The following is a 26,003-nucleotide window of genomic DNA, read 5'->3' as shown; positions in this document are numbered from 1 at the left end:
GTTCCAGTTACCTCACAAGATCAACCGACTTTGGAGCCGCCATGAACCCTCAAAGGTTCCCCGCAGGAGCGCCGTGCTGGATTGATTTGATGACCTCAGACATCGCCAAGTCAAGAGATTTCTATACCGCTTTGTTCGGCTGGAGCTACGAGGTGGGGGATGAAGAAAAGTACGGCGGCTACGCCACGGCCTTCAAGGATGGCAGGAGCGTTGCCGGCCTCATGCAGAGCCGCGAGGACGGCGAGGGCTACCCCGATATGTGGACCACCTACCTGCGCGTGGATGACATTGGCGCAACCATGGATGCCGCCAAGAACGCTGGCGCACTGATCTATATGGAAGCCATGGAGGTCCCGGATCAGGGGAAAATGGCCATGCTTGGCGACCCCTCGGGAGCCTCGATTGGGCTGTGGGAGTTTGGCGGGCACACGGGATTTCAGGCCCACGAAGTTGCTGGCGCTGCGGCTTGGCATGAACTGCACAGCAAGGACTACCCCACTGCCGTAGCGTTCTACCGCGATATTTTTGGCGTGCAGACCTCCGTCATGAGCGATTCCCCCGAATTTCGTTACACCAACATCGTCAGCGGTGAGCAGCCCCTTGCCGGCATTATGGACGCCTCGGGCTTCCTCCCGGATGAGGTCCCGTCAAGCTGGCACGTGTACTTCCAGACGGACAACGCCGATGCCGCCATCGCGCTGGCCCTTTCCTTGGGTGGCACCATAGTTAATCCTGCCGAGGACTCTCCCTTTGGAAGGATTGCCGGGCTCACCGATTGCACCGGTGCCATGTTCAAGCTGGTCCAGCCACTGAGCTGATCCTGTCAAAGCTGATCCGGGTAAAAACAAGATGGCCCACAGTAACCGTTGAGAATTCACTAGAAATCGTAGATTCTCAACGGTTACTGCGGGCCCGTTGCGCGGCGGAAAGTTAGAGCCCCAAGCCGCCCAACACCTTCAAGGATGAGGCATCAAGTAAGGCCAGCGCGGGTACACCGCTTTTGCTCAGGCCCACCCATTTCTGGTTCCCGCCACCATTGTTCTGGTAGAGGATAGGCAGACGGGAGTCCCTGTTCAAATCGAGTGAATTGCCAGGGGACGCCACCGAGTTCAAATGCCCATCAGCCTGATAAACCCACTGTTGCGCCACGCTCGTGGCATCACAGTTGGTGGGCCTGCTGGGGTTTCTGCTGGTCAGGCACAGATCGGGCCGGGCTGCGTTATGTACCGCCCCGCGGGCATCCATGACCCACTTCTCATTGCTCGCCCCGGCACATTCGGTGCTGACCGTGGATGCTGTGGGCACCCGGGCTTCCAGCGAACCGTCAGCGTTGGTGTAAAGCTTTAGGCAGTAACCAGCAGCGATTCCGCTGTTGCCGGCGTCGACCTTGATCCCTGCACCGGCGGGAATCACCGCAGTGCCCGCCTCCGGGACCAGCCCGGTACTGTGCAAGAGCTCCTTGAAACGGTTCTGTGTAGCCACCGTACCGAGTGTGTCTGCGTAGTAGCGCAGGAACTTGTCAGCATTTTTTGCCGCCGTGCCACTGGCCAGGATCTTCTCAGCAACGGCCTTTGCTACGGGGCTTAGCTCCGTCAGGTCCGCCTTCCACGTGTTGAGGGTAACGGTGGCCGCGGCACTTAGCCGGGGCAGCTCGCTGCCGGCCAATCCTTCCAACTCAGTTTGCAGAGCCGGCAGCTCGGCCTCACGCACCGCTGTGTAACCAGCGTCCTGGCCAATGGTCACGGCAGCAGGCATGGCCGGCAAATCAGTGGCAATCTCTATGTGGTTGCCGTACTGGCGGCTCACGCCGTCGGTCTTGCAGAACAAGTCAGCGCCAGTGGGCTTATCAGCCTGGGCAATGTTGATATTGAATTGCAGTGCCGTTGTGGCCGAAGCCCCTGCCATACCCCCACTGAGTGCAAATGTCTTGGCCGTTCCGTCCTGAAAGTCCACATCCATCCAGCAAACCCGGGTGGTTGCGGGTGCGTTCTGAGCCGGGGCCGGGTAGCCAAAGGTGTTACCCCAGTTGGAGCGGAAAGCCGGGTACAAAACAGCCTTGGCAGGATTGGCCGGCACATAGCCGCCCAGCAATGTCACCACGGGCACACCCGTAGCCTTTGGCCGCAGGTAGTTAAAGGAGGCGTTGGCCGCCTTCGCATCAACATAGCCCTGAGCCCCGGCATCCCAGGCCCGGTAGCCGCTGGGGTAGGACAGGTCAGGAACCACGGAGGTCAAGTATTCCTGAATACGATCGGCACTGTAGCCGGTGTGGAAGGTGTACTTCGAGTAGTTTGATTCAACCCACCCACCGGACATGGCATCCACCAAATAGTTGTAGGAGCCCCCGAAGGTCTGTTTGAATGCCAGACCGTTCAGGTCCACGCCCTCCGGCCGGTACGTTCCCATCTGCAGATTTGTGCGCATGGCATCACGGTAGGCATTCCATCCCCAGCCCGAATCAGCATGGTGTGTGGCGTTGATGGTTGCCGCATCCCCTGGCAGGGACCCATTCTGCCCGGGGTAGTGACCCAACCCGTAGGAATGCCCCAACTCGTGGCTGAGTTCGTTGCCGCTGGAGGAATAGATGGTAGCCATGCCGTTGCCGCCGGACAGCCCATGTTCGGCCCGTCCATTGGCGTACAGTCCCGCCGAGTGGTGGATGATCCGCTGGTTGAACAGGCCCGGCTGGTTCTGGTTCATGAGAGCGGATGTCATGCCAAAGTTCGCTAGGTTAATGCCTGTGGAAACCTGAGCCTTGCCCACACTTTCGCGCATATCCCCCGAATAGACGTCCCCCGTGGTGACAGACGGGCTTTCCGGCGTATATATGTTGCCATTGGCCACGATCACCTTCTCCAACTGCACACTCTCATACTTCGCCATGATCAACTTTGAGACAGGGACGGTCTGGAAATAGTCCGCAGCCGATTGCGCCGGCTGGTTGATAAACGCATGATCCCCATTCATATTGGGGGTTGTCAGCATGCCCAACTCAATATTGTTGATGACCAGTTCCGTGGCCGGTGCCATGGTGATGTTCGACGCCGGCAGGGTCCCGGTTGCGCTGTTGGCGTTGCTGAACGTCAGTTCAAGCCCGCGGCGAACCACATTCCACGGCAGTTCCACGCTCCAGGCACGCTTTGAGTAGACCGCTGCGGGGCGGTTGGCTGGAAAAGTGGCGTCTGTATCCGGTAGTTCCTCAGGTTTTTTCATCTCAAACTGGCCCGCGGCAACGCCCTTGATCTTCGCCGTGACGCTGACCTTGGTAGTTGCCGCGGAAGGGGTGAACAGCAGCAGGGCCGCACGTTCTGCGACAAGATCAGGCATGTCCACGGCGTCATTGCCGGCAGGGTTGATGGTGTGGGTTTGCGCGAATTCCACCATGCCCGCGAGCTCACCCGCAGAGAGGTCATTGCGGATAGCTCTCGGTGCCCCATTCTTGTCCACATCATGGAAGCCCACCCCCTTGTCGGGGCCGGGACCATCAAGATAGCCGGCGAAGGGGTCCGCCAGTGGTGTTCCCAGTTTGACGGGGTCTGTTGCAATTGTTTCTTGCATTCCACCGGCACTCCAGGTGGTTCGCGGCAGGAAGTAGCCTGCATCGCGTTCTTCCTGCGTCACGGTGTGCTGGGGCGTGGTGCACGTGTAGCCGGCACCGGCAGCAAGGTTGAGCCGACGGCAATTCTCTGCGCCGTCAGATCCGGTGAAGGGGGTGAATGCGCCGGATTCCGGAACGGCGTCTACTGCTGTGGCGCCCGTGTTGGTAACGGTGAAGCTGTAGGAAAGTGCCTCACCTACCTCATACGGATTTGCCGCAGTGTCACGTTGCGGATCGCTGGGAGTGCCAGAAATACTCAGCGCGCCCACCTTTGTTGGCACACCTGCTCTCAGGGCAACGGGCGGGCTGGCCAGTTCCTTGGTTTCAGAACCAACCTGCCATGTTGTTGCCGCGGCAAAGAATCCGGCGGCAAGGTCCGCTTCCGTCACGGTATGTTTGGGGGCTTTACAGGCATACTCTGCCCCTGCGTTCAGGTTCATCCAACGGCAGTTTCCAGCACCATGGGCGGGGATGAAAGGTACAAATTTGCCGGAAATGGGCACCACTGTTGCACTCTGGGCCCGGTTGTTTTTGACCTTGAAATGGTAGGGGATCTGCTCCCCCACCGCGTAAGGGTTGCGAAGGACATCACGGGTGACATCACCTAGCTGGCCGGTGACGGTGATGCCACTGATGTTCAGCTCCGCCGTTCCGGCGGCGAGTACAGAAGCGGATGCGTCAAGTGGGATGGACGGTGCCCCCACGGCTGGAACTGTAATGGCTCCTCCCGTTACAACCGCCACAGCCAGGACCGCTCCGGCCACTGCTGAAATTTTTCGCTTAGTGCCATTAGATGGCGAGGTTCTCTTCACTGAGTTCCTAGGTGTCAGGGGTGCTCAATGCCTTCCGGCATTGCACCCGGCGTAGAAAGTTGTGGCCCGAAGGCACACCGTCCAAGACAGGACATGGCATCTATCGCGGGCGCAAGGACACCGCCCACAGCTGCTGACTACTCAGCGGCTGTGAAGAAAGTAACACCTTAGAAAGGTCACTGCGAGCAAAATTTCGAATTTAGTTATGCATAACAAAGCTATTGAACCTTTTGGCCTATCTGCAGCGCCAAATTACCCAAAAGGACAGGGCACGCCTGTAGCCTGTTCGGGTTCTACGGTGAGAGCCGCTGCCTCAACTCCCGGGTTGCACCAAGCCAGTGTCATAGGCCAGCACTACCGCTTGCACCCGGTCCCTGAGCTCAAGTTTGGCCAGGATCTTACTGACATGGGTTTTGACTGTTTGTTGTGCAATGAAAAGTTCGGCAGCTATTTCCTGATTGGACCATCCTCGCCCCAACAATGTCATCACCTCGAGTTCCCGTTCGGTGAGCCCGTCAAGACGTTCCCGGGAGAGCTGTGGCCGGGCACGTGAGAGCGCGAATTGCTCAATCAAACGCTTCGTCACTGATGGTGCCAGCAGCGCCTCCCCGGAGGCCACAATGCGCACAGCAGCCACCAACTCCTCCGCGAGCGCATCCTTGAGAAGAAAGCCGCTGGCCCCCAGCCGGAGCGCATCGTAGACGTAGTCATCCACATCAAAGGTTGTCAGCATCAACACATGCGTCACCCCGGCCGGAGCACTGGAGATATCTGTGCCATCTGGGCCAGGCCCGGCCGCGGCGGGATCACCGAGCCTAGCCGGGCTGGCATCGGCCAGGATCCTGCGCGCAGCTTCTAAGCCGTCCATGACGGGCATGCGCACGTCCATCAGAACAACATCGGGGCGGTGGATGGCCGCCATCTCCACGGCAATGGCGCCGTTCTCGGCCTGGCCCACCACAGCAATATCATCCTGAGCACCGAGCAGAGCGGCAAATCCTTCTCGGACCATGGCTTGGTCATCTACTACTAATACCCTGATGGTCATGGCTGTGCGTTTCCCTTGCTGCTGTTTGTGCCCTTGGCACCCGCGGCGCTCAAGGGGAGTTTTGCTGTGACGGAGAAGCCGCCGGCGGGTGTTGGTAGGCACGTAACAGAGCCACCCACAATGTCAGCCCTTTCTCGCATTCCAATCAACCCCTGACCCACATGGCCGCCTTTATCCAGCTGCGCCATGACTGCCCCTACATCCGAGCTCGAGTTGACTACGGAAATTAGCAGCGCACCGCCCTTCACCACGAAATTTGTTTTTACGCTGGCCCCGGGAGCGTGCCTGATGACGTTGCTCAGCGCTTCCTGCACAATTCTGTAGGTAGTTAAGGCGATGACCTCACCAATGTCATAAGTTTCCACGTCAGAAAGCTCAGGTTCAGCGATCTGAATTCCTGCGGACCTCACCGATGCGAAGAGTTGAGGTAGGTCCGAGAGTGTGGGTTGGGGCCCCAGGACGCGGCCCGCTTCAGAGTTACGCAGTGAACCGAGCATGCTGCGCATTTCGGTCATGGCACGCCGGGAATTCGCCGCGATATCATCAAATTCTTGCTTGAGTTCGTCGCTGAGCCCGGGGTGCCGGTAGCTGGCCGTAGTTGCCTGCACCACCACAACAGACATCCCGTGCGCCACCACATCATGAAGTTCCCGGGCTATGCGTGTACGTTCTTCAGCCAGCCGTCGCCGGGACTGTTCATCAGCACTGACTGTGCGCTCAGCGGCCAGCTCCGTACCCAGATGCTGCCATTGCTGGGCAACTACGGCGGCCACCATAAGTCCACCGGATACCCCAGCGAAGATGACCACATTGTTTTGGGCACCTTCTGACTGGCTAAGGGGCATGGTCAGATAGTTGGAAATGACACCCACGCCCACGCTGGCCAGCCACGCGGCCGAGGCAACCATCCAATGCGTGCGCAACCCGGCAACAACAATCACCAAGACTTGGGTGATCATGGCAACCACGCTAAAAGGCATGGGTGTTGCACCCACCGGGTTGGACACCAAGGGCATAACAATCATGGGCACCAGCGACACAATGACACCAGCCACCGGACGTGCCGCAGTCAATCCCAGCGAAGCCGAATGCAAGATGGCCATGCCCAGCGCGAAGGGCAGCGCCATGTGGTACAAACTTCTGTTCAGCGGCGCTCCAACAGCAAGCAGGGCTATACAGATAACCGCAGTTCCTAGCCACACCCAGCTGATCCCCCGCATCCGCCAAAGGTTCACCGTGTTAAAGGGTGTGAGCGCTTCCGTGCCGGAGCCCGCCTGATGAGCTGTTGCTACTGGCCCAGTTGCGTGCTTGTTCGCGGAAATCTTGGCCGGATCAGAGTTCTTAGTTGTTTTCATGCCCGGCGTCTATATTCTCCGTGGTGAGTTCAGCAGTGGGTCCGTCAGTATCCAAGCCGTTCAGGCCGCCTGCCGGTGCGCCGTGCCAGGACGCAAGCCGCCATCCGCCAGGAGCGGTGCTGCCCGTTGGTTCACCGTCCAGCGTGACTATGCCCGTGTTGGAAAGATCGTAATATTTGGGGTCTGACCAATCCAAGTTCACACCGCGGTGCCCTGCCCAAAAACGAATCATGGCACCGTGGCTGACCATGGCAACGCTCTGGTGAGCTGCTGCCGCTTCCTCAACCACTGCGTCGAAGCGCTCAAGAACATCAAAGCCGGTGTCTGCGCCGGGCATCCGGACGGAGAGATCTCCGCTCAACCAAGACTTCAGAGCACTCAGATACGCTTCAACCGACGCCTTGTCACCCTTCATTTCCAGGTTTCCCGCACTAATTTCCCGCAACCCGTCACGCACCACCGGGGAGAGGCGCCGAACTGCAGCGAGCGGGGCCGCTGTCAGGGCCGTACGGGTCAGATTGGAAATGTAGAGGGCGTCAATATTGTGTTTGGCCACCGCCTCCGGAACGGCTGCCGCCTGCAGCTCCCCCAGCTGTGTCAGGCCAGGCCCAGGAACAGCAGTGTCTAGTAGGCTGCGCACATTGTTGGGAGTTTGTCCGTGCCTAATCAAAATCAGTCGCATGTTCCTATTCTGTCCTATTGCTGCACTGAGTTCTCCCCCGCGAAGGCGTGCGGCTCTCAGCGGAACTCCCTGTGGAACTCTTAGCGCAGCTAGTTCAGGGTTCTGGGTGGCGGGCGTCGTAACGGACAAATCCGGGCTGCCAAATAGCCAGCAACCACACGGTTATGATGCACAGCAGACCACCCATGACTGCCGCCCATCCCTCACCTAGTGCGGATCCTGTGGCCCCCGAGAATACATCACCCATACGCGGCCCGCCCGTCACCACCACAACAAAAATTCCTTGCAGCCGGCCTCGCAAGTGATCGGGTGTGGCGGCTTGCAAAATAGTGGATCGAAAAACCGAACTTACGGAGTCAGCTACACCGGCCACCACCAGCGCCGCCACAGCGGCAACAAGCCAAGGCGAGATGACGCCGTCGTGCGTGTGCCCTCCCGCCAAAACAGCACCGCCTAAGCACGCCACCGCCCCACCCCAGACGGTGATAGACCACACCACCGCTAACCCTTGACGGCGTACGTGCCCTAACGGTCCGGAGAACAGGGCTGCCAAGAAAGAGCCGGCGGCAATGGCCGCCAGCAGCAGGCCCGCGGTCTGGTCTGCGCCGCCTAGCCACACTGCTCCGATAGCCGGTAATAGTGCACGGGGCAGGGCAAAGACCATGGCGCACATGTCCACCAAAAATGTCATGCGCACGTTCTTTCGGCTGCCCAGAAAGGAAAACCCTTCTAGGACGGACCGCACTCCGGCTCGCTGCACGGTGCCACCATCCGCCAGGGGCAGCGGAGGCAATGGAGGGAGCCGGAACAGGGCCCACAAGGAGGCGGTGAAAGTCAACACATCCACTGAATAGGTCCAGGCGTACCCCACATTGGCTACCAGCACCCCCGCCAATAAGGGACCCACCGTGGTTCCCAAACCCATCACGATCATGCTCAACGCGTTGGCGGCGGGCAGGAGTTCCAACCGCACCAGGCGCGGGACAATGGCACTGCGGGCAGCCCCATTCATCCCTGCCGCGGCCGATTGGATAGCAATGAACCCGTACAGTAGGCCCACATTGCCCAGCCCCAGCCATGCCTGAGCGGCAATGCCGATCGTCACCAGCCACAACACGGTAGAAGAGGCCAGCGCCACTTTGCGGCGGTCATGGGTATCGGCCACGGCTCCTCCGTAGAGCCCGGCAATCACGAGAGGGACCAATGCCACCAGTCCCAGCATCCCCACAGCGAGAGTGGATCCGGTGAGGTTGTACACCTCGAGGCTGACGGCAACCACTGTCAACTGCGTACCAATTGAGGAGAGGCCGTTGCCGATCCATAGCCGCAGAAACGGGCGGCTTTCACGCAACGGAGTAATGTCCGCAAGGAGTTTTGGCACGGGTTCAGCTTATCCCCGCCGTAGCTGGGCTACGCTTTCTGTACATGCCTATGGTCAGGGAGGCCAGGTGCCAACAGCACGGGAACAATTGCTTGCGTCAACAATTTGGGGCATTCGCCGGCCCAAATTCGCCCTGACACCCGGACACTTTCTGCTGCGTCTAAATGACCCGGCCATACCCTTTGATCACCAATCTGCCACAGATTTACTGCACTGTTATGGGCATTTGCGCCGCGCACTGACCGAACTCACCGGCGCCACTGCCGCCCAACTGCACCTGTCTTTGAATTGGCAGCCGGTGGGCAACGCCATTGGCGAACCACTGGCGGAAACTTCCACCCCTACGCTGCACACCTTCTTCGCGTGGCCGGGAAGCCGGGCTGCCTCTGCCGTACTGGCCCTGCCCGCCCATGAACGGTCCGCTGTCAGCAATAACCGCGAACTTGATGGCCAGCTCCGGGACTGGCGCGGTGGCCGGCTCCAAGCGCCCCCAGCTGCCCCCGTTGAGTCCCCGAGCGTGCTGACCCATGCCCCCCTTGCCAATGAATCACTATCTGAGGCGGCTCACTCATGGGAGCCGGAAGGCTGGGCGGAGCGACCCTTTCACGTGGAACCGGCCCATCCTGGTCCTGGTCTGCCCTTTCGCGGAGGGCACTGGACGGCGGTACCTCGCTTCAGCGCTGGGCCATTAGACACTTTAGATCCGGACTCCTTAGTGGTCTTGGCAGAGACCATGACAGGGCTGGGAACCCACTCACAGCCACCTTTTCAAGGCATGACCTTCTGGGCCACGGATGTGTGGAGCTCGCCCGCACCATCAACCATCCACCTCTTTGGCCGCCAGCATGGTGGCGCACCTTCGCTGCTTTCTGAATTCGTCACCCGCGGCGGACTTGAGCTTCCAACAGACATGCCATAACCACCATGTCTTAACCGGCATGTCTTAACAGGGCTACGAGTTCCCCCGTTGCGTCTTAAACTTGTCGTCTCTTAGTGCTGGGGAAGATCAGGGGTTCATCGCATATTGTGGATAAATGACCAACAACCCTTCCTTCAACGAAGAACAGACTGCACAGCTGATATCCATCGCCATGGACCTGGCCCGTGAGGGCACAAATGCTGAACTGGCCGAATTCCTTGACCATGGACTCTCCATTGATGTCCAAGACCCGGACGGCAACACTTTGTTGATGCTGGCAGCATATAAAGGTGCCAGCGAGACGGTGTCCTTGCTGATTGGCCGCGGTGCCAACGTAGACATCCGCAATAATCGTGATCAGTCACCACTGGCAGGCGCCTTGTTCAAGGGCGAGGACGCCGTGGTGGGCCTTTTAGTATCCGCCGGTGCAGACCTCGACGCCGGAACCCCCTCGGCACGCGCCACCGCCGTAATGTTCGGCCGCGAACACCTCCTGGGCTAACCAGCCGCGCCCCGTCCGCCACTCCTTCACATAAACCGCGCCCGCCTCCCAAATCTGCGCCCGGTCTACAGGGCGCATTTGTGGGGAACGGGCGCGAAAACCGCCGGAACCCGAAGAGGGACAAGCTCGCTCAACGGCGTAGCCCCTTTAGTTAACCAACAACAGCGGCATCTACCTTCCGCCGAATGCGAATGGTAGATGCCGCTGTGGTGCTTTATGCAGGTGTTACTTGGAAGCCTGGTGGGCTTCGATTGCCTTGCGAACACCCTCACCGTAAGCCGGATCGGCCTGGGTGCAGTTGTAGATGTGGCGCTCGATGGTGGCCTGTGAGGCACCGTCGATGGCGCGGGCGGTGTTCTCGAAGAGCACCTGGCGCTGCTCTTCGTTCATCTTCTCGCGGAACAAAATACCGGGCTGCTCGAAGTAGTTGGCATCATCTTCGCGGAAGTTGAAACGGTCTGCGGTAGCGCCGATAGCCTGTGCGGGATCGGCATATGCGGGCTGTTCCGGCCAGCGGCCGTAGGAGTTCGGCTCGATGCCGGGGGTGCGGCCCTGGTTACCATCTACACGGCCCTGACCGTCACGGTGGTACGTGTTGGCCGTGGCGTTCTTCGGTGCGTTTACGGGGATCTGGTGGTGATTCACACCGAGGCGGTAGCGCTGTGCGTCACCGTAGGAGAACAGACGGCCCTGGAGCATGCGGTCCGGGGAGAAGCTAATGCCGGGGACAACGTTGGCCGGAGCGAAGGCTGCCTGCTCAACATCGGCGTGGTAGTTCTCAGCGTTGCGGTTCAGTTCCCACTCGCCGACCTCGATCAGCGGGTAGTCCTTCTTGGACCAGACCTTGGTGAGGTCAAACGGGTGGTACTTGTAGGTCTCTGCATCGGCTTCAGGCATGATCTGAACCATGAGCTTCCACTTGGGGAAGTCACCGTTCTCGATCGAGTCGAAGAGGTCGCGCTGGCTGGACTCGCGGTCGGCAGCAACCAGCGCACCGGCTTCTTCATCCGTCAGGTTCTTGATGCCCTGCTGGGTGATGTGGTGGAACTTGACCCAGAAACGCTCACCTTCGGCGTTGATCAGGGAGAAGGTGTGCGAGCCGAAGCCGTGCATGTGGCGGTAGCTGGCGGGGATGCCGCGCTCGGACATGACGATCGTGACCTGGTGCAAGGACTCGGGCAGGTTGGTCCAGAAATCCCAGTTATTCTCGGCGCTGCGCATGTTGGTGCGCGGATCGCGCTTGACGGCGCGGTTCAGGTCAGGGAACTTCAGGGGATCGCGGAAGAAGAACACGGGGGTGTTGTTGCCCACCAGGTCCCAGTTTCCCTCGTCCGTGTAGAACTTCAGCGAGAAGCCGCGGATGTCACGCTCAGCATCGGCAGCGCCACGCTCACCGGCAACGGTGGAGAAGCGAGCGAACATTTCAGTCTGCTTGCCAACCTCGGAGAAGATGCTCGCCTTGGAGTACTTGGAGATGTCATTGGTGACCGTGAAGGTACCGAAGGCGCCTGAACCCTTGGCGTGCATGCGACGCTCCGGGATGACCTCGCGGCTGAAGTGGGCCAGCTTCTCAAGGAACCAAACGTCCTGCAGCAGCAAGGGACCGCGGGGGCCGGCGGTGAGGCTGTCTTGGTTGTTGGCAACCGGCGCGCCTGCGGCAGTTGTCAGTGGCGCGGTGTTTTCAATAGTCATTTTTGCTATTCACTCCTAGTACTCGTGAGATCGTTTTCAATGCGAAGTCGTTTACTTGCGCAGTCCGGACAAGTGCCCCAATAGATGACCTCGGCTTCATCAATGCTGAAACCATGGTTATTGGAGGCGTGCAAACAAGGTGCGTGGCCAACAGCGCAGTCGACATCGGCGATGTCCCCACAGGATCGGCACACAACGTGGTGGTGGTTATCCCCCACCCGCGTTTCAAAACGTGCCGGTGACCCTGCTGGTTCAATGCGGTGCACCAGGTTTGTCTCCACCAGAACTGCCAAGACGTCATAGACGGCCTGTTTGGAAACACTGCCCAATTCATTCCGAACTTCACCAATAATGGTGTCGGCATCGGCATGCGGATTGGAGCTGACTGCTTCCAAAACAGCGAGGCGGACTCGAGTCACACGCAGCGACGCTGCCCGTAACATCTCTTCCGACTGCTCTTTGGTGACCATGTGTCAATCATGCTCTCTGTTCTGGACTCAGTCCAGTTAGGCCGACCTAAGGTGTCGGATCTAATCCCTCACAGGTGCCGCTAGGTGGCGAGCTATCCACGGCCTACGGTCCTGCTCTGGCGCTGGCACCGCTGCCTCCCTACGCTCAAACCATGGACACTTTCACCGGAATCCCCGAGGCCGCGCTTGGTTTTTATGCCGCGTTGGAAAGTAACAACAACGCTCAGTGGTGGCTTGAGAACAAAGACAAGTACGACGCCGATGTGCTGGCACCGCTGTTGGCGCTTAGCAGGTCTCTGGAACCTAGGTTTGGGCCCGGTAGGATCTTCCGCCCGCATCAGGACATGAGGTTTTCACGCACTAAAGAGCCTTATAAAACCGCCCAAGGCATGTTCATCTCACACTTTGAAGACGTGGGGTACTACCTCCATCTCAGCTCCTCGGGGCTGACCTTGGCTGGCGGCTACACTTCTGCCTCTGCGGCCCAACTCTCCCGGTACCGGGCAGCCGTGGATGCCTCGGCCAGCGGCACGAGCCTCGTGGGGATCGTTGAGCAGTTAGTGGCAGCCGGTTTCACAATTGGAGGTCAAAAACTGAAAACTGTGCCCCGAGGCTTCCCCAAGGACCATCCCCGTCCTGGACTACTGCAGCACAAGAGCCTCAACGCCACGCTGGATCTTGGTCAGCCCGAATGGCTAGAAAACAACGGAGCAGCAGAACGCATTACCGAGTATTTGGAACAGCTCCGGCCTCTCATTGACTGGGTGGTCCGCCATGCCGCACCTTAGACGATTACCCCGAGCTCCGGCTCTTCGACGCCCACTGTTTCCGGCGCTCCCTAAAAGTTATCCGGGGATCCGCTTGAGGTAGTAACGCATGGGAGCGTGCCGGATCCACTGCGGGGTGAAGGGAATCAGCACGCGCATCAGCCCAAGGCCACTGTTTAACCACCGCTCCCGGGCAACCGACCACGGCAAATCAAACATCTCTCTGACCGTGGCCGGCAACAGCCCTGCCGTAAGAAACCTGGCCAGTGGCATGGCCGCTCGAATCCACAGCGGCGCGCTCCGGGCCGCAAGTAATTGTGCTGCCACATTTTGGGTGGTCTCATCCACGCCCAGACGCGCCAGCTGTTCATCCCAATAGCTCTTGAAGTCTTCTGTGGTGGCGGGCCACGCTTTCGCGGGCATGCCCAGAGCCGTACCGAGCGAACCGTAGTCCCGGTAGATAGCTTGTGCATCCTCTTCAGCCAAAGCCGGGAACATTTTGTTGTAGATCTGCATCCCGGAGTCATACAGGGTTGCCGCAACCCATAACTGAAGTTCGCCGTCCTGGGCATGGTAGTGATGTGGAGAATCACTACCGGCAGAGCTTACGGGGCGGTGGGCTCTATGCACTTGGGACACCATGGAGGCTCGTTGTTGCGGGGTCCCGTTTGTTATGGCGTAAATGTAGGCCAGTGTGCCGTGGAATCGCTTGAGCGGATCGAGGGCAAAGCTGGAATGCCGTGCTACTCCGTAACCAATGGCCGGATTGGCAAGTTGTAAAAGGATGGCCCGGCCCGCACCAGCCAACATAATTGCTTCGGGCGCTATATCTTTGATGCCGCGGCCAAAGACCATTGCAGAACCCTTCTTTAGCCCTGGCCGCGGTCAGCTCTGTGCTCGCAGTGGCAGGTATATTGATCGGCGCAATCCCCAACCATGGCGCCCGTGATGTTACTTCTTGGAAATGTTCACCATGTGTTCACGGTCAACTACCTTGACACGTTCGCGTGACACTTCGAGCCCGGCGGGGTGGGTGTAGCTTTCGCCGAGGTGCTTCTCGTGGGCGTCAAGCTTGTTCCACCCTTCCCACGTTGTGTATTCAACACCGCGGGACTCCAGCAACTTCACTATCTCTTCTTCACCTGGGTGCTCCACAACGGGCAGGTTGAGCCTGTCCTCAAGCAGGCAACCAACGGTTTCCAAGGCATCACCCTTGGTGCTGCCGATCAGCCCTACCGGGCCACGCTTAATCCACCCTGTCGCGTAGAGACCAGGCACGTGACTGCCGTCGGCTGCCAACACACGTCCGCCGTCGTTCGGGATTACGCCGCGGCGGGAATCAAAGTCCACCTCGGGCAGCTCGGAACCGAAGTAGCCCACCGCGCGGTACACGGCCTGGAACGGGTAATCGATGAACTCGCCGGTGCCCCGCACGTTACCCGTACCATCAAGCTCATTGCGCTCAAACCGCATGCCGGTCACGTGCCCCTGCGCTCCAAGGATCTCCACCGGAGTGTGCAGGAAGTGCAAGTGCAGGCGGCGTGAGGCCGGAACGCGGGTTTCGTCGTGTTCCTCAGCTAACCAGTTAGTGAGGGTATTGACCATGATCTTGACCTGATTATTGCTCTTGATAGCGGCATCGGAGGCCGTATCAAAGTCGAAGTCTTCCTCGTAGAGGACAATGTCCACATCGCGGGAGTGGCTGAGTTCACGCAATTCCAGCGGCGTGAACTTCACTTGAGCGGGGCCGCGGCGGCCAAAAATGTGCACATCCGTGACAGGGGAAGCTTTCAGCCCCTCGTAGACGTTGTCCGGGATCTCGGTGACGAGCATGTCATCCGCGTGTTTGGAGAGGACCCGTGCCACGTCCAGGGCCACATTGCCATTGCCAATGACGGCAATTTCCTTGGCATTCAAGGGCCATTCGCGCGGCACATCGGGATGCCCGTCATACCAGGAGACAAAGTCCGCGCCGCCGTAGGAGCCTTCAAGGTCCACCCCGGGGATGTCCAGCATGGCGTCCTTGGTGGCACCTGTTGCGAAGATGACGGCGTCATAGTGGCTTCGCAACTCGGCCAAGGACAGGTCCCGTCCATACATGACGTTGCCAAAGAATCGGATGTCACCCCGGTCCAAAACTTTGTGCAGGGCGTTCATGATGCCCTTGATGCGGGGGTGATCGGGGGCCACGCCGTAACGGATCAGACCGTAAGGGGCCGGCTGCGATTCAAAGAGGTCGATGCTCAGCTGCACGTCGCCGTCAGTAACTTCCTGGGACTTCGTGAGAATATCCGCGGCATAGACGCCCGCAGGACCCGAGCCGACGACAGCAACGCGGAATGGGCGGGTGACACTGAAGTTTGCCAAGAAAGAAGTCCCTCCGAACCGTGAATCGCAACATCCCTAAAGCAACTGTTGCATATGGAAGCGCACATTGCGCGCCGCTTTTTCAGTCTAATTGTGTTCGCATATACCTAACAGGGCAAAGTGAGCAAACCCTCACTAAGGCACGCTCTCTGCCACCTGTGGGCGGGCTGACGTGGCATTTCTGCCGTATCGGTGTTCTTATGGAGTTTGTGACAGTAAGCGAACCCCCACTTGAGAACACATCGCCCACCAACAAAAAGGCAGGCAGGCCCGTACGATCCGAAGCTGCCACGGGAGTGTTGTACGGCGTTGGAGCCTACGGCCTCTGGGGTTTGCTGCCCATTTATTTCATCTTGCTTACGCCCGCCAACAGCATTGAAATTGTGGCCAACCGTGTTCTCTGGTCAGCCATTTTCTGCGCCCTCATCATTACCGTCAGCCGCGGTTGGGGAAAAATTGCCGCCGCCCTGAAAAACAAGCGCATCATGGGCACCCTCTCCGTGGCTGGGGTCCTGATCCTGATCAACTGGCTCACGTACGTCTATGCGGTGACTAGTGGCAGCGCGGTTCAAGCCTCTCTGGGCTACTTCATCAACCCCCTGGTCTCGGTGTTGCTCGGAGTCCTGGTGCTCAAGGAAAAGCTCCGGCCTATGCAATGGTTGGCCGTGGGTGTGGGCTTCGCCGCCGTTGTGGTGCTGACATTTAGTTATGGCAAGCTTCCCTGGATTGCCCTGCTGCTGGCCTTTAGCTTCGGCACCTATGGATTCGTCAAGAACCGGGTTGGCGGAAGGGTCGACGCCGTCACGAGCCTCAGCATTGAAACCGCCGTCTTGGCCCCCTTTGCCATTGCCGCCATGGTCATTCTGACGCTCGTGGGCCAGGCAACCCTGACAGGGATGGGCCCCGGACACTTTTGGCTCATGGCCTCCTCCGGCATCATCACGGCGGTCCCGTTGCTGTTCTTTGGAGCCTCGGCCAGCCGCTTGTCCATGACAGGGATCGGGCTGTTGCAATTCATGACCCCGCTGGTCCAATTCGTCATCGCCATCACCATCCTTGGCGAACCCATGAGTACCGAACGCTGGATTGGCTTTGCCATTGTGTGGATTGCCTTGGCCATCCTGATCACCGACATGCTCATCAGTTACCGCCGCACCGTGCGGCTGCGCTAAATCCCCTGAGATTGGAAGTCCCGCGGGACAACCACCATGGGCACCGGCAGCGAGCGCAGAATCTTGTTCGCGGTAGATCCGAGGAAGATCTTGTGGCTCTCGGCCAGCCTGCTGGAACCAACAATGACCAGCTCACCTGATTTCCAGCCGATGCCGTCAATGGCTTCTTCAATGTTGCGTCCGTGGGCAAGCGTGAGCGTGACCTTGTTGTTGGGCAGTGTGGCGGCAGCCTGGGCGAGGACGGTATTGACATGCTGCTTGGCCGGGCTCAGCGCATTGTCTTGGTCAAAGCTGGACTGCGTGTTCTGGTCGATTTCAACTACGGAAACCAGCCGCAGCGGGACGTGACGGCGCCCTGCGGCGATAGTTCCGACGTCGAGCACGGCTTGCCAACCCGTCCGCATGCCCGTCATGACGGTCAGCCGGGTGAGCGGGTCTCTGCGGTTGTAGCCACGCGGGGCCAGCGCCACGGGGACGGGTGAGGCGTGTAGGAGACCGTTGGCCACCGAGCCCACTGTGAAGCGTTTAAACAACCCGTTACTGGCGGCTCCCACAATGATCAGGGCGGCGTTGTCCTCCTTGGCGGCGTCAATAAGACCGTGGACAAAGGAATCGGCAACACGCAAGGAAAAGCTCGCCTCGACGTCATCCGGCACCAATGCCAGAGCACGCTTCTGAACGTCCTGCCCTGGTGTCTTGGCGCTGTTGACCACGTAGACCAGGTGCAGTTGTGCCCCCTGTGTCCTGGCGATGACCCCGGCAAGCGCAATGGCATCCGCGCCCCGCTCATCAGGCCTGTATCCCACTACATATTTCATGCCACGCCTTTCGAGGGGCCCCGGAGACTTCTTTGTTCCCGCAGAGGTTTGTAGCCTCGACTGTACATCGCAGAGCATCCGGCGAACAGCTTTTGCACCAAGCTGCTGTGCCCTTATTCGAGGGCACCTATTCGCGGGTGCTTATTCGAGGGAGCTTGCAGCTTCCAGCGCATCCTGCTCTCGCGGGCCCCGCAGGGCCAGCAGCAGCACACCCCACAATAAGACACCAGCACCCACCATCACCAGAGAGCCACCTGTCTCCGCAACGGTCATGGGCCAGGGAGTTTGCGAATACTCCTGCCCGCCGATGATCTGGATTTCCTGACCCAACGCAAGTGGGTATAGCTGCGAAGCAAACCAGGACCATACTCCTGCCGCCGTCAAAAACACACCCACCACCACGGCACGTTTGCCGGAGGGAATACCGGGCGTGCCATTGCGTCGGGGAGGCGCCACGGTTGCGATGGCAAGGATGATGAGTCCAAGGACAATGAAGGCGGCAGTAGCCCGTTGCAGAGCCGCTGGCCATGGGATAGCCCGGGGGTTGTTCCACCGGCTCGGATCATAATATATTTCAGGCATCAAGGTGGCACCAAAGAGGGCAAAAATTCCGATGCTCAAAGCCACTAGCCCCACAATTGCCCCACCGGCCCACAGCGGGATAGCTTGGCGCCGGTGCTGCCTGGAACCGAGAAAAAGAATGCCCGCCAGCAGGGCAAGTGCGGCCGCTAAAAGAGCCGGGGCACCTGGGATGATGGCATACCCCCACGCGATCACCATGATGCCATGAGAGGTGCTCGGATCAACGCTGCTGGCCGATGGAATCAATGCCACTGCCACCAGGCAAAAAGCGGCCGCAGCAAAAGTTATGGCAATGGCGCCAAGCCCAACTGCCCAGGTCCTCGCAGTCCAACGTGACTCCGAGACGGTACCTTCAATGTCCGCACCAAGCACAGCGTCGCTAGCATCCGTCTCCGGAGTGTCCGTTCCCGGGGCTTCCGCTTGGGCCGGCCCTGGGTTGGTAAGTCCAGTGCCGGCATACTCAGAGAGCGTCCTGAGGGGCTGTTGTCCGCTACCGGCGGGATCTGGCGCGTTTTTCTGTGGCTCTTCCGGATCCACAAAGTTGGTGGCATGGTCCACGCCCCCGGGCTGGAAGATGACCGGATAACGTCCATCAAAGTTATTACCCGCCATGCCACTCCACTACGCCTATCCGGACCGAGAATATTCTGCCCCAGCCTACCCATTACCAGCTTTTGGAGCTAGTACCCCACGGCCGCCGCTTCTTCCGGTGGTGTGGCTGTGGCCGCACGCCTCTGGTAAATCGCTCTAATTACCGGGTACAACAAGGCACCAGCCATGACCAAGCCGGCAGCCGCCACCAAGGCTGGCGCCAGCATGGGAGCCAAGATTGTCCACGCCGGCATGCTGGGGTAGGCGCCCTGGAATCCTTGGGTAGTTGAGACCTGGGGGAACAAGAGTTGGGCATACTGCGCAAAAACTGCGGCAGCCAGTAAAAGCAGGCCAACAGTATGGAGTCGACGACTTGAGAAATTATGGCTAATGGCCAGCGCGGCAAACATCAACAACCCCACCAGCAACGGGCCGAACGCCATGCTTTCCAAGATGATAGCAATGTCCGGTGCCCTCGAATAGCTATGTGTAAACCCAGTGTCGGTACTGGTATCTACGTGAATTACCGGCGGAATCAGGTATACCGAGAACTGGGCATAAGCTCCCCCCGCCACCACGGCGGCTGCCGCCAAGGCGAAAACCCGCCGCAACCCGGTGCGGCGGGTTGGGTGTTGCTGGGAGTAGAGAAAGAGCAATGTTGCAAGGACTCCCAGCCCTCCTGCGATCATCGGCGCCGCCAACTGTGCCGTGAGGTAGGTCCACATTTGGTCCGACACGATAGCGGAGTCATCCCCTTCGGCAGCTGTCATCCACACTGGCACCAGTGGAGCAATGACACCCAGCGCCAGCAGCAGCGCACCGGCAACCGCCGGCATCCCCCAAAGCCGCCAGGAACGCTGCGCCGTGGAAGCTCCCTCCGTGGAGCCGGTGGGCGTTTCAACGATTGATGAGCTGGCAACATCGTCTTGCGGCGCTATTTTTCCCACAGGTTCAGGCAACGGATCGTGGCCGGCCTCTGGCCCTTGGACGAGTTTGGCTGGCACGGTGGCTGCAGGCATAGAAGGGACAAGCTTAGAAGGGACAGTGGCGTCTGGCGCGGGCCAGTGCATACTGGCAGGCAAATCCTCGTTACCGGGCTGAAATATGGCCGGATATCGTTCATCAAAGTTCTTAGCTGCCATGCCACTCCACTACGCCGGTACGGAGACGAAAATATTCTCTCCACCCTACCCATCGCCTGCTTCCGCACGCCAACAAGACGCAGTCGTAGTGGTAAGACACAGACATGCTGGCGGGCTTGGACCTGGCTGCGCTCCCCGCTCCCCAACAAAAACGGCACTCGAGGCGAGCCAAAAAGGCTCGGCTTGAGTGCCGCCGTCGTTTGTTCCCTACCCGCTCCCCAGAGTCATTCTCTTAGCCGGGGATCCTTGCGTGTGTGGGCTTATTCTGATTTTTTGCTAGAGCGCCGCGCGGATGGCGTCGCATAGGACGTCGAGACCGTCGTTGAGCAACTCATCGCTGATGACCAGCGGCGGGAGCAGACGGATCACGTTGCCATAAGTGCCGCAGGTCAAGATGATGACACCGGCTGCCAGGCAGGCGCCGGCGATGGCCTTGGCTGCTTCAGCGTTGACTTCCTTGGTTGTTGTGCCTGTGCCGGGCTGAACCAATTCAATGGCCATCATGGCGCCTCGGCCACGGATTTCACCGATGATGTTGTTGGCGCCAAGCTCCTGAACCAGAGCCGTAAACCGGTCAGTGACGATGCGTTCAATGTTGGCGGCACGGCCGTTGAGGTCGTGCTCCTTCATGGTCTTGATCGCTGCCAAAGCGGCGGCGCAGGCAATAGGGTTTCCGCCGTAGGTGCCGCCGAGGCCGCCGGGGTGGACGGCATCCATGAGATCGGCGCGGCCCGTGATGGCGGACAGCGGCAGGCCCCCAGCGATTCCCTTAGCCATGGTGATGATGTCCGGAACAACGCCTTCGTGCACCGTGGCGAACCATTCACCGGTGCGGCAGAAACCGGACTGAACTTCGTCAGCGATGAAGACAACGCCGTTGTCCTTGGCCCAGGCGGCCAGGGTGGGCAGGAAGCCGTCGGCGGGGACAATGAAGCCGCCCTCGCCCTGGATCGGTTCGATCAAGATCGCAGCAACACTGGAGGCGCCGATCTGCTTCTCGATCATGGTGATGGCGCGTCGCGCGGCCTCTTCACCCTTGATGTCGCTCTCTTCGCGGTACGGGTAGCTCATGGGGACGCGGTAGATTTCCGGCGCGAACGGGCCGAAGTTCGTTTTGTACGGCATGGCCTTGGCGGTCAGGGCCATGGTCAGGTTGGTGCGGCCGTGGTAGGCGTGGTCGAAGGCCACAATGGCGTCGCGGCCCGTAGCTAGGCGGGCCACCTTGACGGCGTTTTCCACGGCTTCGGCACCGGAATTGAACAGCACGGTGCGCTTCTCGTGGGTGCCGGGGGTCAGAGCATTGAGTTCTTCGGCAACCTGAATGTAGCTTTCGTAGGGGGTCACCATGAAGCAGGTGTGCGTGAAGTGGCCCACCTGCTCCCGAACCGCTTCAACAACGTTGGCGTCAGAGGCTCCAACGGAGGTTACGGCGATGCCGGAACCCAAGTCAATGAAGGAGTTGCCGTCAACATCGGTGAGAATGCCGCCGTCGGCGTCTGCCACATAAACCGGCACCGTGGAAGCCACTCCGCCAGCAACAACTGACTTGCGGCGTTCGTTAAGTGCCTGTGACTTGGGGCCGGGGAAGGCGCCGAGGATCTCGCGTTTTTGGGCAAGGCGGTACTGAATATCACTCATGGAAAATTCCTTTCAATTTGGTGCTGGCGGGACTGTGGCCGCGCCTAAACATTGTTGGACTACGCGTCCAGGTTGCTCATGACGTGCTTGATGCGCGTGTAATCTTCCACGCCGTAGATCGAGAGATCCTTGCCGTAGCCGGACTGCTTGAAACCGCCGTGCGGCATTTCGGCCGTGAGCATGACGTGGGTGTTAATCCACACCACCCCAAAGTCCAGATCGCGGGAGAGGCGCATGGCCACGCCATGGTTAGAGGTCCAGACGCTGGAGGCCAGGGCAAAGTCGACGTCGTTTGCCATCTCGAGCGCCTCTTCCTCCGTTTTGAAGGTTTGGACGGTGATGACAGGGCCAAAAGTTTCTTGCTGCACAATGTCATCGCTCTGCTTGACGCCGTCCACCACGGTCGGAGCGAAGTAGAAGCCCTTCTCGCCCACCTGCTTGCCACCGGTGACAACGGTGGCGTACTCGGGGATGTTCGCCACTACCTTGACCACGGCGTTGAAGTGGTTGATGTTATTCAGCGGTCCAAAGTAGTTCTTGGAGTCGTCGGCGTTGCCGGTTTCCAAACCCTCGGACGCTGTTGCCAGTGCTGCCACAAATTCCTTGTGAGCTGACTCTTCAACCAGCACGCGGGTGATGGCCGTGCAGTCCTGGCCGGCGTTGAAGAAAGCGTACTCGGCAATTTCCTGCGCCGTCTTACCCAAGTTGGCGTCAGCGAAAACGATGGCCGGGGCCTTTCCACCCAGTTCCAAGTGCGCACGTTTGAGACCTTCCGCGGCTCCCTTGGCTACGGCAATGCCGGCCCGCACTGAACCAGTGATGGAAACCATGGAGGGGATCTTGTGGTCAACCATGGCGGCGCCTGTTGCCCCGTTGCCCAAGATAAAGTTCAGAACGCCGGCGGGGACAATGTCTTTGGCAATGTCGGCGAAGACCAGCGTGCTTTCAGGTGTGGTGTCACTGGGCTTGAGTACCACGGTGTTACCGGCGGCCAGAGCGGGGCCAATCTTCCAAATGAGCATGAGGAACGGGTAGTTCCAAGGAGTTACTTGGGCAATCACGCCAACAGGTTCGCGGCGCACATACGAGGTGAAGTTTTCCATATATTCGCCAGCGGAACGGCCTTCCAGGAGGCGTGTTGCACCAGCAAAGAAGCGCAGCTGATCGGCTCCGGCAGCTACTTCCTCATCTGCGATCATCGTCTTAACCTGACCGGTGTTGCGGTGCTGAGCCTCAACGATTTCCTCACTACGAGCCTCAACGGCGTCGGCGAGCTTGAGCAATACACGCTGGCGCTCACCCGGAGTGGCGCGCTTCCACGTTTTGAACGCTGCCGCTGCTGCTTCCATGGCCGCATCAATATCTGCCTGGCTGGAGATGGGAGCCTTGGCCACAACCTCGCCGTTAGTGGGATTGACAATGTTGAGGGCGTCCGTGCCGGTGACGGGCACAAATTCTCCATTGATGAAGTTCTGCAAGGTCTGGACCACAGTGTTCAACCTCTTTAGCTTGGTGTGGGAGTTTTAGCTCGGAAGGGAAATCGCGGCCTACACACACCGCATATGCGAAATCCTAAGCCCGAAACCACATTCAAGCGAATAGCCAACTGCACCACTGTGGGCATTAGCTGTAGTGCGTTTGTATAGTTATTGCATGGCACTTTCCTTGGCAGACCTTTTGGGCACACCCGGCCTGCACCTAAAAAACTTGGGTTCAGTGCGAACCCCGCTCACCTCTGCGATCGACTGGGTTGCGGTGACAGAGCTGGAAAATCCACAGGGGTTCCTCAGTGGAGGCGAACTGGTCCTCACCACGGGTGCCCGGCAGGGCACTGCCGATGCCCAGCGTTCCTTTGTTCGCCAGATCAAGCAGGCGGGCGCCGTCGGAATTGGTTTTGGCATCGGATTTGAGCATGATTCTGTGCCGGCTGCCCTACTTGCCGAGGCAAACCGTTGGGCGGTTCCGGTAGTTGAGGTTCCCTACAGCACTCCTTTCATCGCCATCGGAAAGCTGGTTGCGGATGCGCGCTCCTCCGATCACTACATAAAATTGGAGCGGCTCCTTCGGGAACACCAGGTGCTGGCACGCGCGCTACTGACGGGCGGTGGGCTCCCGGCCTTGCTCATGAAACTCTCGTCCATGGTGGCAGCCGATTTGGTTATTACTCAGTACGGCGGGGAAGTGGCCGCAACATCTGCCGGCGCCGCCCCTGACGACGACGCTTGGCATGCCGTGGCGCTATCCACTGGAAAGCGCGATTCCAGCACGCTGTGGCTCCGCCGCCCCTTTCACGACGACGGGATTGTTGACTACGCCCGCGGGTTGATCAGTATTGAGCTGAATAACTTGGTGCAGCGGCGCCAAAGTGCGCGGCAGATCGCCGGACAGGTCATTTCCGACATAGTCCGGGGAACCCTTGAAGCGGCAGATTCGTCCGCCCGTCTTGAAAATCTGGGTATCGCCCCCGCCAGTAAGAACTTTGTTCTGCTAGTGAGCACCGAGACGAACAAATTCCCCACTCTTGCAACCATCACGCTGCCGGCAGGTCTGGAAAGTGCTGTTGCGGCAACCATCAGCTCCGAAGGCAAGCAGGAATTGCTGCTGGTGGTCCCCACGCAGGCCGGTGATCCTGCCGCATTGGGCCGGGCGTTAAGTCATCAAATGCACAACATCAAGATCACTGCTCCGGTGGGAATTGGCGGCGCATACTCCCAGGCGAATGGACTGCGTTGGAGCTATTTTGAAGCACGTGAAGCAGCCACACGCGGCTTAGAGGTCAACGTTCCGGAACGGCTGAGCCTGACCTCCCTCCTGCTTGCCAGCGAAGACGTACCGATGGCAGATATGGCCGCTGAAGCGCTGGGACCGCTCGCCGCGTTCGATGCTGCCCACGGGGCCGAACTTGTAGATACCTTGGAAAGCTATCTAAGACTCAACGGTTCTGTGGCAGCTGTTGCCGATGCTCTTGCCCTGCACCGCAACACCGTACGCTACAGGCTCACGCAAATCACTGAGTTGACTGGATACGACCCCGCGCTGACGCCGGATCGTGTGCAACTGTGGCTTGCATTGGCCGTGCGCAGGCTGTCCCCTCCGGCCTGAACCGGTTGGGGTGGTTCTGCTTGAAAAAGGCTGTGCCCGGACGCTAGCCGGAGTCTTCGGCTCATCGCTGCAAACGAGCCGTGAGATATGGCGGCTTTGAGGCTTCAAAGCCGCCATATCTCACGGGTCAGTTCGCGGATCTAGTCGCGTTTTCCTGGCAACTGCTCGCTAGACCCCGGGGTTCACCCGGCGCATCACCAACAGGAGCAGCCCAACACCGGCCAACAGAATGGCAGTTGCAGGGTAGATGGGCCACAGACCGGTGCCGGTGTAGGCCAGCTGAGCAGGTGCGGCTTCTCCCCATGCCTGAACATTGGAGCTCTCCGGCTGGATGTGACTGGCAATCGTTAGCTGAACGGCGGAGTTAGCCGTCGTTTCGGGAGTTGATGTGGCTGGTGTAACCGGGGTAACCGGCGTAACCGGCGTAACAGGTGTAACAGGGGTAACCGGGGTTACAGGCGTTACAGGCGTAACCGGCGTAACCGGCGTAACCGGGGTAACCGGGGTAACCGGGGTAACTGGGGTAACTGGGAGTTCCGGAGTCACGGTGTTCGTTGCCTGCGAATCAGAGGAAACCGCATTACCCACAACACCCACCGCGTTCCCGGAAACATTCACCGGAACCGTCACAGGAACAGCCACCTGAACATTCTCCAGAACGTTGCCAACAATGCCTCCAAGGAGGCCACCGTTGCTGGCAGAGCCCTGGTTGGAAGCCTGCTGACCCGCAGGTACCACCGTGGTGTTCGTGGCCTGCGAATCAGAAGAAACCGCATTACCCACAACACCCACCGCATTCCCGGAAACATTCACCGGAACCGTCACAGGAACAGCCACCTGAACATTGTCCAGAACGTTGCCCAACAAACCACCCAAGAGGCCACCGTTACCGGCAGAGCCCTGATTTGAACCCTGGTTGGAGGTCTGCTGACCCGCAGGTACCACCGTGATGTTCGTGGCCTGCGAATCAGAAGAAACCGCATTACCCACAACACCCACCGCGTTCCCGGAAACATTCACCGGAACCGTCACTGGGACGGAAACTTGGACGCTGCCTACAACATCACCGAGCAGGTCACCGAGAATGCCTCTTCTTGGCGAGGCATCGTGGCTGCTGTGGTTGCTGGAGAGCTGGGATACGGCGCTCTGGACCGCGGGGACAAGATCCGAGGTTCCTGAACTTGACTGATCGGCAGCACTCGCTGCACCCGTGCCGAGAGCAAGAAGACCGCCGGCAAAGACCGCTGCACAAAGCGATCGACGAAAAATTGCATGCATGATGAACAACTCCTGAATAAGATTTTTTGACCCTGGTTGCGACCGCAAGCAAGGAAACACCGTGGCTTTTCCCAAATGTCGGGAAGA

General features: G+C 59.4%; 21 protein-coding genes. 6 read left to right on the top strand and 15 right to left on the bottom strand.

Translation table 11 applies throughout. From position 1 onward, the window contains the following. The first annotated feature begins 41 nt into the window (after positions 1-41). On the top strand, positions 42-818 hold the full coding sequence (locus tag RY113_RS15050; protein ID WP_315915217.1) for a VOC family protein: 777 nt from the start codon (positions 42-44) through the stop codon (positions 816-818). Positions 819-930: 112 nt separating this feature from the next. Here the strand turns inward: RY113_RS15050 and RY113_RS15045 are convergent, their stop codons facing one another. From RY113_RS15045 to RY113_RS15025, 5 genes are all read right to left on the bottom strand, one after another. Beyond that, positions 931-4,362, bottom strand: coding sequence for a M66 family metalloprotease (locus tag RY113_RS15045; RefSeq protein ID WP_315915216.1), 3,432 nt, complete (start codon positions 4,360-4,362; stop codon positions 931-933). A 361-nt stretch (positions 4,363-4,723) separates the two neighbouring features. Further along, a complete protein-coding gene (locus tag RY113_RS15040; protein WP_315915215.1) occupies positions 4,724-5,458 on the bottom strand; it encodes a response regulator transcription factor in 735 nt (244 codons plus the stop codon). Further along, the gene (locus RY113_RS15035; RefSeq protein ID WP_110105470.1) at positions 5,455-6,813 is read right to left on the bottom strand and encodes a sensor histidine kinase; all 1,359 of its coding nucleotides are present in this window, start codon (positions 6,811-6,813) and stop codon (positions 5,455-5,457) included. The genes RY113_RS15040 and RY113_RS15035 overlap by 4 nt, the downstream gene beginning before the upstream one ends. Continuing rightward, entirely contained in the window at positions 6,800-7,495 is a 696-nt protein-coding gene (locus RY113_RS15030) for a histidine phosphatase family protein (protein WP_110105469.1), read from the bottom strand. Before RY113_RS15030 ends, RY113_RS15035 begins: the two co-directional genes overlap by 14 nt. 94 nt (positions 7,496-7,589) lie before the next feature. Further along, the gene (locus RY113_RS15025; RefSeq protein WP_110105468.1) at positions 7,590-8,876 is read right to left on the bottom strand and encodes an MFS transporter; all 1,287 of its coding nucleotides are present in this window, start codon (positions 8,874-8,876) and stop codon (positions 7,590-7,592) included. 67 nt (positions 8,877-8,943) lie between these two features. Between RY113_RS15025 and RY113_RS15020 the strand changes: the two genes are divergently transcribed. Both RY113_RS15020 and RY113_RS15015 read left to right on the top strand, forming a co-directional pair. Continuing rightward, complete coding sequence (locus RY113_RS15020; RefSeq protein ID WP_110105467.1) at positions 8,944-9,795, top strand: hypothetical protein; 852 nt, start codon at positions 8,944-8,946, stop codon at positions 9,793-9,795. 115 nt (positions 9,796-9,910) lie between these two features. Continuing rightward, the gene (locus tag RY113_RS15015) at positions 9,911-10,297 is read left to right on the top strand and encodes an ankyrin repeat domain-containing protein (RefSeq protein ID WP_315915214.1); all 387 of its coding nucleotides are present in this window, start codon (positions 9,911-9,913) and stop codon (positions 10,295-10,297) included. Between the two features lie 225 nt (positions 10,298-10,522). Here the strand turns inward: RY113_RS15015 and RY113_RS15010 are convergent, their stop codons facing one another. After that, a complete protein-coding gene (locus RY113_RS15010) occupies positions 10,523-11,989 on the bottom strand; it encodes a catalase (protein WP_110105465.1) in 1,467 nt (488 codons plus the stop codon). Between the two features lie 5 nt (positions 11,990-11,994). Continuing rightward, positions 11,995-12,459, bottom strand: a complete 465-nt coding sequence (locus RY113_RS15005) for a Fur family transcriptional regulator (protein ID WP_179442483.1) — start codon at positions 12,457-12,459, stop codon at positions 11,995-11,997. A 152-nt stretch (positions 12,460-12,611) separates the two neighbouring features. Between RY113_RS15005 and RY113_RS15000 the strand changes: the two genes are divergently transcribed. Next, positions 12,612-13,247, top strand: coding sequence for a DUF2461 domain-containing protein (locus RY113_RS15000; protein WP_315915213.1), 636 nt, complete (start codon positions 12,612-12,614; stop codon positions 13,245-13,247). Between the two features lie 57 nt (positions 13,248-13,304). Here the strand turns inward: RY113_RS15000 and RY113_RS14995 are convergent, their stop codons facing one another. Further along, positions 13,305-14,081 (bottom strand): oxygenase MpaB family protein, encoded by a 777-nt coding sequence (locus RY113_RS14995; RefSeq protein WP_315915212.1) that lies wholly within the window; start codon positions 14,079-14,081, stop codon positions 13,305-13,307. Positions 14,082-14,177: 96 nt separating this feature from the next. After that, on the bottom strand, positions 14,178-15,593 hold the full coding sequence (locus RY113_RS14990; RefSeq protein WP_110105463.1) for an FAD-dependent oxidoreductase: 1,416 nt from the start codon (positions 15,591-15,593) through the stop codon (positions 14,178-14,180). Between the two features lie 209 nt (positions 15,594-15,802). On the opposite strand from RY113_RS14990, the gene rarD reads away from it, so the two are divergent. Beyond that, a complete protein-coding gene (gene rarD / locus RY113_RS14985; RefSeq protein ID WP_315915211.1) occupies positions 15,803-16,765 on the top strand; it encodes an EamA family transporter RarD in 963 nt (320 codons plus the stop codon). Here rarD and RY113_RS14980 read toward each other — a convergent pair. The 5 genes from RY113_RS14980 to RY113_RS14960 form a co-directional block, all read right to left on the bottom strand. Further along, positions 16,762-17,583 (bottom strand): universal stress protein, encoded by an 822-nt coding sequence (locus RY113_RS14980; RefSeq protein ID WP_110105462.1) that lies wholly within the window; start codon positions 17,581-17,583, stop codon positions 16,762-16,764. The two genes, rarD and RY113_RS14980, sit on opposite strands and share 4 nt — an antisense overlap. Positions 17,584-17,724: 141 nt before the next feature. Then, on the bottom strand, positions 17,725-18,777 hold the full coding sequence (locus RY113_RS14975; protein WP_315915210.1) for a hypothetical protein: 1,053 nt from the start codon (positions 18,775-18,777) through the stop codon (positions 17,725-17,727). 68 nt (positions 18,778-18,845) lie between these two features. Continuing rightward, positions 18,846-19,775, bottom strand: coding sequence for a hypothetical protein (locus tag RY113_RS14970; RefSeq protein WP_315915209.1), 930 nt, complete (start codon positions 19,773-19,775; stop codon positions 18,846-18,848). A gap of 399 nt (positions 19,776-20,174) precedes the next feature. Next, positions 20,175-21,536 (bottom strand): 4-aminobutyrate--2-oxoglutarate transaminase, encoded by a 1,362-nt coding sequence (gene gabT / locus RY113_RS14965; RefSeq protein WP_110105459.1) that lies wholly within the window; start codon positions 21,534-21,536, stop codon positions 20,175-20,177. A gap of 59 nt (positions 21,537-21,595) precedes the next feature. Continuing rightward, positions 21,596-23,026 carry an aminobutyraldehyde dehydrogenase gene (locus RY113_RS14960; RefSeq protein ID WP_110105458.1) on the bottom strand — a complete coding sequence of 477 codons (1,431 nt, stop codon included), beginning with the start codon at positions 23,024-23,026 and terminating at the stop codon, positions 21,596-21,598. Between the two features lie 163 nt (positions 23,027-23,189). On the opposite strand from RY113_RS14960, the gene RY113_RS14955 reads away from it, so the two are divergent. Continuing rightward, positions 23,190-24,638 (top strand): PucR family transcriptional regulator ligand-binding domain-containing protein, encoded by a 1,449-nt coding sequence (locus tag RY113_RS14955; protein WP_315915208.1) that lies wholly within the window; start codon positions 23,190-23,192, stop codon positions 24,636-24,638. Between the two features lie 168 nt (positions 24,639-24,806). Here the strand turns inward: RY113_RS14955 and RY113_RS14950 are convergent, their stop codons facing one another. Continuing rightward, complete coding sequence (locus RY113_RS14950) at positions 24,807-25,916, bottom strand: hypothetical protein (RefSeq protein ID WP_315915207.1); 1,110 nt, start codon at positions 25,914-25,916, stop codon at positions 24,807-24,809. Positions 25,917-26,003: the final 87 nt, after the last annotated feature.

The sequence above is a fragment of the Arthrobacter sp. lap29 genome (assembly GCF_032458965.1).
Taxonomy (GTDB): Bacteria; Actinomycetota; Actinomycetes; order Actinomycetales; family Micrococcaceae; genus Specibacter; species Specibacter psychrochitiniphilus.
The sequence above is the reverse complement of the archived record's forward strand: the minus strand, read 5'-3'. Positions and strand labels throughout refer to the sequence as shown.